Annotated in this window: 16 protein-coding genes; 8 read left to right on the forward strand and 8 right to left on the reverse strand. The window is 66.1% G+C overall.

The window, feature by feature from the left end; all coding sequences use genetic code 11:
- Positions 1–156 precede the first annotated feature (156 nt).
- Both J4E04_RS18815 and J4E04_RS18820 read left to right on the forward strand, forming a co-directional pair.
- Positions 157–753: a TetR/AcrR family transcriptional regulator gene (locus tag J4E04_RS18815; RefSeq protein ID WP_490149313.1), complete on the forward strand. Its 597-nt coding sequence runs from the start codon at positions 157–159 to the stop codon at positions 751–753.
- 145 nt (positions 754–898) lie between these two features.
- Positions 899–1,318 (forward strand): nuclear transport factor 2 family protein, encoded by a 420-nt coding sequence (locus tag J4E04_RS18820; RefSeq protein ID WP_490149314.1) that lies wholly within the window; start codon positions 899–901, stop codon positions 1,316–1,318.
- Positions 1,319–1,626: 308 nt separating this feature from the next.
- Here the strand turns inward: J4E04_RS18820 and J4E04_RS18825 are convergent, their stop codons facing one another.
- Positions 1,627–3,393, reverse strand: coding sequence for a relaxase/mobilization nuclease domain-containing protein (locus J4E04_RS18825; RefSeq protein WP_490149315.1), 1,767 nt, complete (start codon positions 3,391–3,393; stop codon positions 1,627–1,629).
- Positions 3,390–3,770, reverse strand: coding sequence for a plasmid mobilization protein (locus tag J4E04_RS18830; RefSeq protein ID WP_490149316.1), 381 nt, complete (start codon positions 3,768–3,770; stop codon positions 3,390–3,392). Before J4E04_RS18830 ends, J4E04_RS18825 begins: the two co-directional genes overlap by 4 nt.
- A gap of 360 nt (positions 3,771–4,130) precedes the next feature.
- On the opposite strand from J4E04_RS18830, the gene J4E04_RS18835 reads away from it, so the two are divergent.
- From J4E04_RS18835 to J4E04_RS18845, 3 genes are all read left to right on the forward strand, one after another.
- On the forward strand, positions 4,131–5,390 hold the full coding sequence (locus J4E04_RS18835; RefSeq protein WP_490149317.1) for a pentapeptide repeat-containing protein: 1,260 nt from the start codon (positions 4,131–4,133) through the stop codon (positions 5,388–5,390).
- Positions 5,391–5,578: 188 nt separating this feature from the next.
- Positions 5,579–5,995 carry a hypothetical protein gene (locus tag J4E04_RS18840; RefSeq protein ID WP_490149318.1) on the forward strand — a complete coding sequence of 139 codons (417 nt, stop codon included), beginning with the start codon at positions 5,579–5,581 and terminating at the stop codon, positions 5,993–5,995.
- A complete protein-coding gene (locus J4E04_RS18845) occupies positions 5,992–6,972 on the forward strand; it encodes a hypothetical protein (RefSeq protein WP_490149319.1) in 981 nt (326 codons plus the stop codon). Before J4E04_RS18840 ends, J4E04_RS18845 begins: the two co-directional genes overlap by 4 nt.
- Positions 6,973–6,997: 25 nt before the next feature.
- On the opposite strand, the gene J4E04_RS18850 is transcribed toward J4E04_RS18845, so the two are convergent.
- Positions 6,998–7,729, reverse strand: coding sequence for an NBR1-Ig-like domain-containing protein (locus J4E04_RS18850; RefSeq protein ID WP_490149320.1), 732 nt, complete (start codon positions 7,727–7,729; stop codon positions 6,998–7,000).
- A gap of 124 nt (positions 7,730–7,853) precedes the next feature.
- Here J4E04_RS18850 and J4E04_RS18855 point away from each other — a divergent pair, with 124 nt between their 5' ends.
- Positions 7,854–8,276 carry a DUF2690 domain-containing protein gene (locus tag J4E04_RS18855; RefSeq protein ID WP_490149321.1) on the forward strand — a complete coding sequence of 141 codons (423 nt, stop codon included), beginning with the start codon at positions 7,854–7,856 and terminating at the stop codon, positions 8,274–8,276.
- A gap of 129 nt (positions 8,277–8,405) precedes the next feature.
- Here the strand turns inward: J4E04_RS18855 and J4E04_RS18860 are convergent, their stop codons facing one another.
- From J4E04_RS18860 to nrdH, 4 genes are read right to left on the reverse strand one after another with little or no spacing between them, the layout of a single operon-like run.
- On the reverse strand, positions 8,406–8,645 hold the full coding sequence (locus J4E04_RS18860) for a hypothetical protein (protein ID WP_490149322.1): 240 nt from the start codon (positions 8,643–8,645) through the stop codon (positions 8,406–8,408).
- Positions 8,642–9,229 carry a DnaB-like helicase N-terminal domain-containing protein gene (locus tag J4E04_RS18865; RefSeq protein ID WP_490149323.1) on the reverse strand — a complete coding sequence of 196 codons (588 nt, stop codon included), beginning with the start codon at positions 9,227–9,229 and terminating at the stop codon, positions 8,642–8,644. The genes J4E04_RS18860 and J4E04_RS18865 overlap by 4 nt, the downstream gene beginning before the upstream one ends.
- 11 nt (positions 9,230–9,240) lie before the next feature.
- Positions 9,241–9,390 (reverse strand): hypothetical protein, encoded by a 150-nt coding sequence (locus J4E04_RS18870; RefSeq protein ID WP_490149324.1) that lies wholly within the window; start codon positions 9,388–9,390, stop codon positions 9,241–9,243.
- A 39-nt stretch (positions 9,391–9,429) separates the two neighbouring features.
- Complete coding sequence (gene nrdH / locus J4E04_RS18875) at positions 9,430–9,666, reverse strand: glutaredoxin-like protein NrdH (RefSeq protein ID WP_490149325.1); 237 nt, start codon at positions 9,664–9,666, stop codon at positions 9,430–9,432.
- A gap of 232 nt (positions 9,667–9,898) precedes the next feature.
- Between nrdH and J4E04_RS18880 the strand changes: the two genes are divergently transcribed.
- On the forward strand, positions 9,899–10,078 hold the full coding sequence (locus J4E04_RS18880; protein ID WP_490149326.1) for a hypothetical protein: 180 nt from the start codon (positions 9,899–9,901) through the stop codon (positions 10,076–10,078).
- A gap of 148 nt (positions 10,079–10,226) precedes the next feature.
- Here the strand turns inward: J4E04_RS18880 and J4E04_RS18885 are convergent, their stop codons facing one another.
- Complete coding sequence (locus tag J4E04_RS18885; protein WP_490149327.1) at positions 10,227–11,183, reverse strand: DUF4192 family protein; 957 nt, start codon at positions 11,181–11,183, stop codon at positions 10,227–10,229.
- Positions 11,184–12,253: 1,070 nt separating this feature from the next.
- Between J4E04_RS18885 and J4E04_RS18890 the strand changes: the two genes are divergently transcribed.
- Entirely contained in the window at positions 12,254–13,114 is an 861-nt protein-coding gene (locus J4E04_RS18890) for a hypothetical protein (protein ID WP_490149328.1), read from the forward strand.
- The last annotated feature ends 257 nt before the right edge of the window (positions 13,115–13,371 follow it).

A 13,371-nucleotide genomic window follows, 5' to 3' on the forward strand; every position in this document is an offset into this window, starting at 1 on the left:
GATCACTCCCCCTACTGTTGTGGACCCCATAGTCCGGTTAGAGTCAGGCTACCTCAAGTGGACTCAAGGGTCCACATGTGGTTCGGGGTGATGGCCCACACTGGACCGAGCGCGCATCGATGCATCCCTGTACAGATCTACGGAAAGGAGTGCTCCATGGCACCCACCACCCGGCACGGAGCCGCCGAGTCGGACGGTGACGGGGTGTGGGCGGGCAAGCGTGCCGACGCGCGCCGCAACCACGAACGCATCCTGCACGCGGCCATCGAGGTCTTCACAGAGCGCGGGCTCAACGCGACCATTCCCGAGATCGCGGAGCGCGCCGGCGTCGGTAAAGCAACCGTGTACCGCAGCTACGCCACAAAGGCCAGTCTGGTCGAGGCGCTGGCACAACTTCACGTCGAGTGGTTCGAGCAACTCTTGACCGTGGCCGAAGTCACCGCCGAGACAGACGCGTGGCAGGCGATGCGGCTCTTCCTCCGGTCCGCCTCGGACCGGTTCGTCAACGACCGACTGATGGTAGACGTGCTCGCGGGGGTCGAGGTGATCGTCGACGAAACGGACACGGCTCGACGAGCCGACAGAATCGTGACGCTCGCCCGCGAACAGGGCTCGTTCCGCAGCGACGCGACCGGCGTGGATCTGCGAATCCTCTTCGCCGGTTGCGTGCGCACCTTGGTCGACCTCGATGTCCGAGATCTCGACGTGTGGTACCGATATGTCGACCTGGTCCTGGCGGCGATGCGTCCGTGATGTCGACGGCCGCGCAGGTCGATCGGCCGGACCCGTGCAATGCGGGACGACTACGCCCTCGCCCTCGAAAGATCGGGAAACACTCAGACACCCACGAGTGGGTGCCCATCCAAATGTGTCCATCCGAGGTACGTAGTGTTCGCCGATGAACCCCACCGCACCCCAGCTCGTCGCGTCTTACCTCGATGCACTCGAACGCGCCGACCTCACTGCGTTATTGCAACTGTTCGCACCCACTGCTGTGGTGCATTCACCGCTCTACGGCCCCCGACCAGCGCGAGAGTTCTATCAAGCACTCTTCGCCGACACGGGGAGTGCGAAGCTCAGCCTTCGAGGTGTGACGGAGGGGCACGGTGTCGACGGCACGCCACTGGTGTCGTTCTGGTTCCACTTCGACTGGCGATTCCCGTCAGGTGCTGCCGCCCCGTTCGACGTGGTCGACCTTGCCGAACTCGCCGACGACGGCCGCATCGCGGCGCTTCGAATCGTCTACGACACAGTCGATGTCCGCGCGGTCTTCGAGCAGGAGACGGGCACATCCTGGCGGTCCGGGGGCCACGGGTGAAAATCGAGAGCACTTGCATCTTGGTGCCGTGACGCAACGAGGCGCAACTGACGAACGGCAAGGCAGAACATCATTCGCCCGCACTCCGAGGCTTCCGCGAGGCTCCGCGGTGCCGCACTGATGGGAACCGACGTGAATCCGTGGCATCTTGTGTGACCGCATCCGGCACCGCATCCGGCACCGCCTTCGCTACGCGGCGTCCTTCACGCGCACCATCCACAGCACGTCGAACGAGCAGTTGCTGCTGCTCGCCGCTATATGTTGGGGTAGGCAAGGTGAGACGGAGTCTGGCAAGGTCCAATGACCGGTCACCTCTCGAGCCTCTCATCTCGACCGTTGGCTTCGCGGCCGCTGTTTCGATCCGACGTAGCCGTTGCTGGGCGAGTCGGGCCGGGGCGGGCACCTGCTGCCGGGATTCCGACGTTGTCGGCGAAGTGCCCCTTCAGGACGTCCTTGAGGTCGTCGGAGATGTCGTCCCGCTCGTCGATCTGTGCGTCGTACGCGTCCCGCCGCTGCTGCATCGTCAACGGCTTCGCACGTTCCGTCGTGACCACAGAGACTGCCGCGGAGTCAGTCCGCGCGTCGCGCTGCAGTCTGGAGTGCACCGCAGTTAGTTGTGTCGTCGCCACCGCTTCGAGGGCGCGCGCACGGACGAGATCGCCGCTGGCACGGTGGGCACCTGCGATCGCTTCGACAGTCTTCGTCAACTGCCGCAGCAACAGCAATGCTGCCGCCACCGCGTCGTCGGTCGTCATCTGCAATAGGATCAGTGCGGCGCCGCTGGCGGTCACGGTCTTCGCAGGCGGTGTCGCGCGTTTGTGCGCGGGAATTTGCGACGACTCGGTCAACGTTCGCGACGCTGCAGCCAGAGGACCGGGTGTCGGCTCCACCCGCGCGGACCACGCAGCGAACACTCCCGCGGTGCGGCCGGCTGCGCGCGCCCACTGTGCGGTGTCCTCGACCGGGATCGACGCCAGGTAGGTGTTCCACTTGCCGATGTCCTGCGCCGCACGCGCCACCAACGCGGGATCGATCGTCGCACGCTCGCGGCCCGCCGTGATCGTCACCGCGGAACCGCGACGAGCGGCGGACCACTCCGCTGCCGCGTCTTGCGGTGCGGTCCCGGTGGTGTCCCACTCGTCGCGCAGTCGAGGCAGCGTCAGGTCTTTCGCCAGGCGGCCGCCGCCGTACCAGACGGGCTTGGTGCCAGCGGCTCGCGCGGCGGCTGTAGGCGTGGTGGCGACCGAGTACCCGATCACGGTGCCGGTGGTTCCGGTGTCGTAGCGGGGGCGCAGGAGCATCTTGTGTGCGCGCAGTCGACGCACGAACTCGGCCTCGGTCTTCGACGCTGTGGCGCACGCACGCACTGTGCGTTCCAGTAGTGCCCGCGACGTCTCCGTTGCCCCGGCACGGGTGGCGCGAGCTGCTTCCGCCGGCTTGGTGCCGCGGGTGCCGCGGTCGTTCTCCCGAGACGTCAACACCACCAGACCATGGGTGCGTTCGAGGGTGTTGCACGCGGCCTGTGCGCGCGTGAAGTCGTTGAAGGTGTCGACCTTCGTGCCGTCCTCGCGGACCGCGGATGCGGCGATGTGGATGTGGTCGCCACCCGCGGTGGTCTTGCCGTGCCGGATCGCCACCCACCGCGCAGACGGGCGGGGAGAGTCCGGGTCGTCGAAGCCCATCTCGCGCATGAAGTCGCCCGCGATGGCGCCCCACTTCTCGTCCGACAACTCCCCCTCGTCGGGATTGAGCGAGAGCGAGCAGTGCCAGACGTTGCGGTCACTCGTTGCATCAGCGAGCGCGACCGACCGGGGCGTGCCATCGTCGATTGCTGCGTTCATCCGGCGGCGGTTCGTGTACGAGACCTCGGTGCCGAACACGACCCGAGCTGTGTCGATCTCGTGCGCCAGCTCGATCGCCTCGGCGTGTGACAGCTCTCCGGTCGGTGCACGCAGAATGACGCTTTCGTGGCCGGCGACGATGTGCGGGTTCTCGTGCTCGTTCGACCGTCCGGGACCGGCGAGGTACGACACCAGTCCCGTCATCTTCGCGCCGCGCGTGATGTTCGGGATCACGTGCCGGTCAGCTCCCGCGGCAGAGTGCGGATCCGGTCGAAGACCCGGAGCACCGACGCTAGCGTCGCCTCCGTCTCCGGCGCCAACTCCCCCGTCGCGTTGGCGACCTTCGCGAGCTGGTTGACGTTGCGCCCGAGCGCCGCGATGAGCTTGGTGACAGCGAACAACTCCGTCAGATCCTCACGCGAGACCGATGCCCGCGGCGCCTTGAGCGCCGAGTCCGCCAGCAACCGCGCCACCGTCACACCCTGCACCCGAGCAGCGGCCTGCACGGCGAGTTCCTGCTCGTCGGTCAGCTTCACCACATGCCGGTGCACCCGGCCGCCGACGACGTTGGACTGGCGGCTGCGCAGCCAGTCCGCTCTGCTCTCGCTCACCACCCGCTCCTCACGTCTCGAACCGTCCCGAATGCCCAGCGCAGCGACCCCGACCGGGGACCCACACGCCCAGTGTGGCAGGGGTCCGCCGAAACCGCCATGTTTAGGGCACCCAAGTAATAGCTTGCTCCGCCTGGGGCACGACGGTGGGCCGAGGAGCGCGCAGAGCGGGTCGCCGTGGAAGACGCTCAGGACGAGCGCAGCGAGTTCCGCACCGGGCCGCGAGAGCTGCGCGGCCCGCGGTTGTCCCCGGTGGTGGGTCCGACCCCGACTGTGGGTGCCTGAGATCGAGCACAGCGACCGGGAAATCTCGGACATCCACACGAGGAACACGGTCGGTCCACGGCTGGGGCCAACCGTGTGCACGGAACTCTCGGCAATGATGAAGCGGTGAAACTCGCGCGCTTGGTCGGTGGCGGAACGTTGGCCTGGATACTCGCAGTCGCAGCAACGTTCCACTACTTCTTGTGGTTGCAGACCGACCAGCCGTATCACGCGTGGGATTTCATAGTCTCTGCCGATCGAAGCGCGTTTTTCGATGCCGCCAGGACCACAGCCACACTGCTTGGAGTTGCGGGACTCGGCGCCGCAGCTCTGATCGCCTACCGCAGACAATCCACCGCGGAGGACACGTTGCGTGACGAACGAGTCAAGGCATTGCACGAGCGATATACGACCGCCGCGGAGCAACTGGGAGACCAGTCGAGCGCAACCCGGCTCGCCGGGGTTTATGCACTGGCGTCACTGGCCGATGATTGGGGGCTGGGTGCGAATCACACGCGTGAGCAACAGGTGTGTGTCGACCTGCTTTGTGCCTACCTCCGCGCAAAAACCCACAGACTTGATCCTCAGGAACGCGACGTGCGTGCTGCCATCGTGACGTCTATTCAGCAGAGGACCCAGTACGGCGCTGCGCCTAGAACCGAGAGGAACGGCGAATGGCGCGGTCGCTACTTCAACCTCAAAGGCGTGAAGCTAAATCTCCAGCAGCTGGACGGGATTCATCTTGTCAATGCCGAGTTACGCAACACAAGGTTTCGCGGGACTGAACTGAACGGGGCGGTGCTGTCGATGGAGCTGAGCCGGCCCAACAAATTCAACGAAGACCTGGAGGACTCGATGCGCCACAAGAACGCCGCGGCCCCCAGTCCGCGCCAGCTCGGAAAGATCGCCAGCGCGAATATGCACGCCACCAGTTTCGATGCGGCGCACATGAGGGCAGCCGACTTGGTCGGCTGTAGTCCCCTCTACACATCGTTCGCTGGAGCTGACTTGACTAGGGCATGTCTGCGGCAGACGACACTCGGTACATGCAACCTGACTGATGCCATTCTGGTCGGCGCCGATCTGACCGGCGCCAGGCTCTACTTCCCCGACGAATCTGTTCCTGATGCGCCAACGAAAGGATTCGAGACTGACGGCGCAGCCTTCATCCGAGCTGATCTGACCGGCGCGATCTTCCGTTATGCGGACGCGACGTACGCCGACTTCACAGAGGCCACGCTCACTGGCGCCGACTTCACCGGGGCGTCAGGACTTCCCTTTTCGAACCTCGCCGACATCAAGTACGACGCCACCACCACGTGGCCAGACGGTTTCAGTCCACCGCCCAGTCGCTAACCAGCTCAAGTCGAGCGTGTCGACCGGGTGGACGTGCAAGCGCACCACCTCCTACAGTCGTTGGTGATCGGGACGCCGTGCGGGCCGCCCCGGTCAGTCCCCCTCCATGGGTGAGTCGAGCAGACGCGTGCGCAGCACGCGGATCGCGGTGACTCACCCGGACTGACCGCTCCCGGAAGGCACGCATCATGTCTGTCACCACTGTCACTCCTGTCGACCCGTCCGCCGTGCGCGCCGCCGCCGAGGCCGCGCTGAACGACCGCCTCGCCCACATCGACGCCATCGTCACCGCGCAGAACGACCGCGCCGCCGCCGCCGAAGATGTCCGCGCGGCGCAAGCACGGGAAGCTGCGCTCGCGGCCGCTGAGACCGCAGCGTTCCGCACCGCAGTTGCTGGCGGGTGGACCGTCGCCGAACTCCGAAAGGCGGGCCTGTCCGTCCCGGACTCCGTCGCCCGCCCCAGCAAGCGCGCCGCCCGCACCACCGGCGGCCGCGGACGTAGCACCGACACCGCGTCCGGCCGGCCTCGGGACACCAGCACTCCCGCCGACGACACGGCGGCCGGCACCGAGCAGACCGCTGTCGACGAGTCGAGCGCGGCATGAGCGGCGGCATCGAAGCCACGGTGTGGCGGCGCACCCCCGCCGGGGAACCCGGCCGCACACCGTTGGCGCACGGGGTGTTCGTCGACGACGTCGGCGCGCACGAGTTCATCCGCCACCAGGTGCAGACGCTCCCCGACCGTGGGGTCGACGACGTGATGATCCAACTCGTCACCATCGACGGCAACGGCCCGGGACGACCGACCCGCAACATCGTCGGGTCCACCGAATCGGTACTCGCGGATCTCGACCACCCCGACCAGGCAGCGCACGCGATCTCCTCCGTCCTCACCCGCATCGCGCAGACCCGCAGCGTGGACGTCGCCGCCGTGTTGGAGCTGGCCGCGTCGGCGGCGGCGAACGTCGGCGGCACCGACACGTTGTTGGCGGCGTCGCCGCAGTCCGAGTCGGCGCAGCACGTCGCCGCACTGGCGGCGTTCGGGACCGACCCGCAGTTGCCGTTGGCGAAGCGGACGGCGCCGGTGGTGCTCTACCTCGAGACCCGCGACCAACAGCTCTCCGACTACGGGATCCAGGAACTGTGGCACAGGGACCGAACGAGCATCCGGGCGGCGATGCGGCCGGCCGACCTACCGTCCTCGGCGGTGACCGAGCTCGGTGCCGAGCTTGTCGCCGTCGACCGGCTCTACGCCGCGGACACCGACGCCTACCTCGCCGCCTGGACCGCGGCGGCGACGAAGAAGGCGCGGAGGATGGGCCTGCGGGAATCGGTGCCGGTGGTGGTGTCGACGGAGGAGACGGAGTTCTTCGACGACGGGGATCTCGAACCGATCTACGACCACGCGTTCGCGCTCGCCCCGTTGCCCGGGTGCGGGTACGTCCCCGATACGTTCCCGCACCGGACGCCGGACGGCGGTATCGACGTCGAGGCGTTCATCACCGCCGAACACACCGCCGGCCGGGGGTACCGCGACCGCGTGCGCGGGCAGGGCGGCACCGGCGGTCAGGTGGCGTCGTGATGTGCCGGCGACGGTCCGGTGCGACTCAAAGGTTCTTGTAGGCGTCGAGGGTGCCGTGCACACGGATCTCCAGAACCACCCCTGCTCCGTACCTGTCCGGAAAGAACAAGTGTCCTTTCGCATCGGCGAATTTGAAGTAGGCGATGGACGATCCCTCGAGTACGTGTGCCCGACAGTCAACGGTGAGGTCGACGAGCTCTCCGGGGTCGGTGTCGGGCACAGGTGTGGCTCGCGGTGAGTGCACCTGCCCGACAGATCCGGTGGAGCCTTGCCGTTGGAGGTACCGATCAGACCACGGCACCTCTCCCGCGTTGCGGACGCGCCAGATCTTCGTGAATTTCTGTAACGGCGTCATGAGCGTGCCGTCAGGGATCGTTACGTCACAGACGAACTCGGACGCATCACCGGGAATTGGGCGAATCGGTTGGTCGCCACCCGTGTTGCCCCTGCTCGCCGCGCTGGTCTGATGAAGCTGTTTCTCGCGATCGTCCGCCACGATGTCTTCGTAGAGTGCATGCAGGAGTCCGTCGGCATCCAGGGTGCGGTCCCACTCGACAACGACACGCTCACTCGGCACCGTCAGCCCCCGCTCTGCGTGGCTGATCGTCGGTTGCGAACAGTCGAGAAGTTGAGCAGCTTGCCGTTGCGTCGCGCAGCCCTTGGCCCGCCGTAACAGGTACAGCTGATGCCCGAACCGCTGTCTCGACGTCAGGTGTAGCCGTGGCTCTTTCGGACGTCCGCTGCGTGCTGCGTTCATCGAGTCCCCCACCCCGCGATATTGCCTATCGCCTATCAATTGTCCCCGGGCTGATGCTAATTGCACCAACACGACGGGGGGCCGAGACGCCGGCCATCCGCGAGGTTCACAGAGGGGTCTCATCATGAGAAAGTTGAGAATCGGCTTGGCAGCGGTGGCAATCGCCGCGTCGTCGATATTCGGTTTGGCAAGTCCCGCGTCTGCTGCTCCGACGAGCGGTGATCCGCTATCGACGGGCTGCGCGAACGGGGCGCAGACAGTGTGGGAAAGCTACGTCTTCGGTGGTGGCACCGTACAGGTCCGCTACAGCCCGAGCTGCGGGACCAACTGGGTCAAGGTGACGGGGGCAACGAACAGGGCGAGCGAAGCCGGAATCTGGTCCAACCGGACCGGCTGGCAGTACTCGCCCTCCTACGGCCGCAGCCCCGACGCCTATTGGACCCCGATGGTGTGGGCGCCAGGCGGCGAATGCGTGAAGTTCTACGCCAAGCTCCAGTTGAGCACGAACGGGTCGCTGTATCAGACCGGCACCAAGACGCTCTGCTAGATACATCGACGAGGCCCCGGATGGCACGCCATCCGGGGCCTCGTCGTATTTGCGTAACCAGTCCGAAACGGGTTTCCACCGAGCCCGGAGAACTCGAGGAACAGAGGGGCGCTCACGTGGTCGGACCCCTCAAAACAGAGCGTGTTGCGCCTCGTCGACAGCCCGGTCGCGAGCGGCGCACCAGAGGGTGTGTAGGTGCCGGGCGACGCGGGGGTGCATCTCGAGGGTGTCGGCGAGGGTGTTCCAGTCGGTGCCATGTGCGTGTTCGGTGTCGAGCCACCGGCCTGCGTCGTCACCGTCGGCGGTGAGCGTCCCGTCGGCGGTGAGGTACCGGTCCGGCCCCGCGGCGTCGAGCTCGTCGCTGTTCATGCGTGCGCTCCTCCGGCTCGGAAGGTGTTGAGCCGCTTCCACGCTGCGCGCTGTGCGGTGCCGAGTTCGACCATGTAGTCGAACAGTTCGTCTTCGGGGCCTTGTTCGGCGGCCTGGATGAGTCGTTGTCCGGTGATGTGGAAGGACCGCCGGTAGGACTGGGAGAGCACGATGTCGGCGTAGTGCACGGCGGCGGAGGATCCGGTGGTGTCGGCGGTGACGACGTCCGCGAGTGCTCGGCGCAGCGGTGCGTCCTTCTGCCCTCCCCCGGCTCGGTGCAGGACGGCGGCGACGGAGGCGGGGTCGTGCGGCTGTCCGCTGGTGATGAGGTCGGCGATGACGGTGAACAGTTCCGCGTAGGCGGGCTCGGCGAAGTCGGCCGGCACGAGGGCGTCGGTGACCCGGGCGGCGGAGGCGGTGTCTGTGGACCACATGAGCGCGCAGAGGGTCAGCGATTCCGGGTCGGTCCGCGGGTCGAGGCCGGCGCTGGTGTCGGCGCCGGGGTCCGCGGCGTCGGGTGCGAGGTCGAGGACCGGGTCGGTCGGGTTTTGTTCGGGTTCGGGGACTGCCCGTAGTGCGCTCATGACGTCTGGCCTTACCGGGTGTCGGTGGAGTCGGCGGCCGGGTGGGTGGTCCAGGGTCCGGGGATGACGACGGCACTGGTGGTTTCGGCGGCGCGGTCCGCTTCGATCTGGGCGGCGATGAAGTCGTGGTCGGGCTGGTAATCGAACGCGAGGTGCGCCATGGGAGTCTCCTTCGGTCGGTGGTGGACTGTGCCGTTCGGTCAGGCGGCGGCGACGAGCTGCTCGATGCGGCTCGTCCGATGTCCTGACCAGTGGGTGTCGGGTCCGGCGACCACGACGGGTGCGGCAAGGTATCCGAGGGCGAGGACGTAGTCGCGGGCTTCGGTGTCGATGCTGATGTCGACGGCGGTGTAGTCGAGGCCGGCCTTGTCGAGTGCCCGGAACGTGGCCCGGCACTGCTGGCAGTTGGGCTTGGTGTAGACGGTGATTCCGGACACGGCTCGCGCCTTTCGACTATTCGGTGGAGTGATTCTATTCTATTTCACGACCGGGCTTGTTTCCACCGCTGTACGGTATTTATTCGGTAACGATAGACGGGTCGTTTCTACTGCGCTGCAAGCGATATGACGGTGTTCGTGAATGTCATTCGGTCCCGTTTCGGCGGGTTATTTGATTGCACTTTCTCACCGGCGGCAATGTTTTTTCGTGGCGTTCGTCTAGGATCGCGGGATGACGTATTCGCGTGTGGAGTCGGATTTGGTGGCGATGGCGTTGGATCGGAGTGCACCGTCAGATCTGGCGGTCGAGGCGATGGTGTCGGGGGTGCCTGTCGAGGAGACGCTGCCCCGTGCCGCTGCCCCGGGCGCTGTGGAACTGGTGTGGGTGCCGGAGGACATGCCCGACCTGTGATCGCGGTGGCCGGCCCCGCTCGGTGGCGAGAGGTTCGCTCGGTGGTGGGTGCGTCGAGGTCGGTGTGAGGGCTCGATGCCCGATCGCCGGCTACCCCCGCCGGTGGCCGGGCGTCCCCCCTCGCTGCGGGAGCCGCCCGGCCCGTGCTCTATTCCCGGTCGGGTGCCCCGGGCAGGTGCGCGCCGGTGGTGGCGCGGACAGTCTCGGCGTCGACGTCGAGGGTCCGGATCTCGGTGGGGCTCATGGCGGCGTCTTGTGCCTGACGGAGTAGGCGGAGCAGTGACGGGGTGGCGATGCCTGCGCTGGTCGCTTCGTTTTCTGCCGCGTCGTAGGCGATGTTCGCGGCCGCTCCGTCTCCGGCGCGGTGGCAGAGCCACCCGGCGATGCTGAGTGCCTGGATGCGGGCTTCTGCGCGGGTGTGGCGGGCGATGGTGGCCATGACGGTGTGCGCGGATGTGCTGCCGTAGAGCGGGAGCCGGAACATCGCGTCGCGGACGGGCAGTGCGGTGATGACGGCGGCGGTGCGGGCGATGAGGTCGGTGTCGGGCAGCTCGTCGGCGTAGACGACTGCGGCCAGGTCCTCGAGTACCTGCGCGGCGTCGGCGTGCTCGGCCGGGTGGATCTCCTCGGCCTGGGCGTAGCGGTTGCCGATCGCGGTGCGGCTGCCTTCGATGGCCGTTCCGGCTTCGACGGTGGTGGCGGCCAGTTCGGAGGCGATGGGGTCGACGTCGAACGTGGCGAGGGTGTCGAGGTCCTGGGCGGTGGCCGGTTCGGCGAGGGTGGGGACCCAGTAGGTGCCGATCACGTCGACGGCGGTGGCGAGGATTCCGGCGACGACCAGGTTCTCGACGGCGGCCGCTTTCTTGCCGGGTCGGTCTGCGATGGTGACGATGACGACCGCCTCGATGTGGTGGCGACGCAGGACGTCGGTCATCGTGTGGGCCTGGGCGGCGACGTCGATGCGGTCGAACCGGGCGGCGAAGGTGAGGATCTTGCCGGTGAACGCGAGCACGACGATGGACTCGGTGGGGACGTGCCGCAGGGCTGCGGGGATGGCGGCGATGACCTGGGCTGCGCTGGTGAGGGTGATGCGGGGTTGCGTCATGATGGTGAACCTTTCGGGTGGTGTGTGGCTGGGGGACGGTCAGGATCGGAGTGCGCGGCGTGCGCTGCGGCGGTCGTAGCGGGCGCTGGCTCGTTTGACGGTGCGGCGGATCTTGGGGGCGCCCTGCTTGTTAACGAGGATGTCGATCTCGTCTGCGGTGGACGGGTGCTGTGCGCGCATGACTGGTGCTTCCTCTCTGGGACTCATGTGGCTCGGTTCTTGTCCCTCACCACGTTCTTTCGCCGTCATCTGGCGTGGCGCAGAGGAGGCGGTGCGAGTGACCGGCGCCAGCATTCGAGGCGGAAAGTTCTCAGCCGGAGGCGTTTTCGGGGAAGTTTTCGGACCCCGCAGGGGCCGGAGCGCAGCGGAGGTCGGGTGTTGGCGGTAAGGGAGGGAGTGCCGCAGCATCGGAGTAGCCAGATGTGTCGAAAGAACGAATGCTCTTCCAGGGTGCGGAGCGCAGCGGAGCTCCATTCAGGTGGACGCCCGCAGGGTGGCCCACGCCCGGACGGTCACGGCCGGCCTGCGACCGAGGACTGCCGGCCACTCCCCGGAGCTGCCACCTTCCACTGGCGCGGCCGGGTGGCGATTGTGCGGGAGCGACGGAGCCGGACCACGTCCCGCGGGTCGCGGTAGCCCGGCATTCCATGTTCTCGACGTCGCTTCGCGTTACGGACGACGGCACAGCGACAACGATGCGCACCACTGCATGACTGTGGCCGCGAGGCTTGTAATGAAGCAAGGCGAAGTGTCAGAACTCAAGGCATAGTCACACCTCTGGGCGATGCACCGAATAAAGCATTTTTATTGGCCATTACCCGGTTACTGAGCTGACGCGTGTCCGTTTTCGTGCTTATGCCCTATTGCTCAGTTGGTTCATTGTTCAGCGAATAACGATGCCAAGCGACTCCCATGGGGGTACGTTTTTGTTGTTGCCCCATTTCAATCATGCAGTTATTTGCATACTTCTACGTCTGCGTACGCGTCCATTCGTTGGCATTTGAGGTGCTTGCCTGGTGGTTCGGACGAAGTGTGAGAAGTGCTGCGATGCCGATCCTCAAGAGAGTCGTATGTTCAAGAGATCTTCGATCGCGCTGGTCAGCGCGTCGACTGTGTTTGCCGTCGTGATGGCGGCGTCGACTGCGCAGGCGCAGCCGGCGGAGCTTCAAGATCAGCAGGTGGTCGCGGCCGTGGATGAGGCGACCGAGGCAGCAGGTCAGCCGTCGGGTGTCGGTCTCGCCGCATCGGGCGCTTCGGTGGCTGTGGCAGGTGAAGCGTCGGCGACGGCGACGAGTTCCAGTGGTTCTTCGGTCACCATCAGTCCTGTCGATTCGAGTGGTACGCGCGTCGTTGCGGATCAAGCGGTGTCCGATATCGGCGCAGCTACAGTAGTTTCCGAGGCGGTCGGGCCGTCCGAGGTGCGTCAATCGGTCGTGATCCCGAATGCGGAAGCACCCACTTCGTACGCGTTCGACCTCACGGTCCCAGAGGGGTTGTCGACGCGATTGGCAGCTGATGGGGCAGTCGAGATCTTCGCCTCGGCGGAGGGTGTCGATGTGGTCGCGGGGAGGATCGCTGCGCCGTGGGCGAAGGACGCCAACGGGGTGGATGTGGAGACCAGTTACTCGCTCGAGGGCATGACGATCACTCAGACTGTTGCGCCTGGCGCGGGTGTTGCGTATCCCGTGACAGCTGACCCTAGGTTGACGTACGGAACCAGCGTGTACCTGAATCTGTACGGGTACGAAGCCAATGCTGTCGCTTTCGCGTTCAATGCTGCCGCGATCGGTGGCATCGTTGTCGGGTGCTCGGCGGCATTCCGAAGTGGTGTCAAAGCCTTGGGCGCACCGGGCAGGATTGCTGATGCAGTTCTCGGCCTTGCTGCACTTTTGGTGGAGCAGCAGCAGTCGCCGCGATCTACAATGCGTTGACGAGCCAGCCGAACTTCGATCCGAATTCGTGCTACCAGAAGGATTTGTTCAAAACGAACGAGGGTTTCTACACCGTTGCTGCGTCCAACTGCGGCTGATCTGTGAGGATGGATGTCATGACTGAGTCGTTACCACCGATGAACTCCGTGAGACGGGGGGAGTCGGTTCCGGAAGCTCGCCGGTCCCCGATCTTTTTGATCTGCGGTGGGTTGATCGGTCTCGGACTGGCGGGCAGTGTCTTCTTGTGGTCGTCGGTG

This window comes from Rhodococcus sp. NFXS4 (assembly GCF_058139645.1).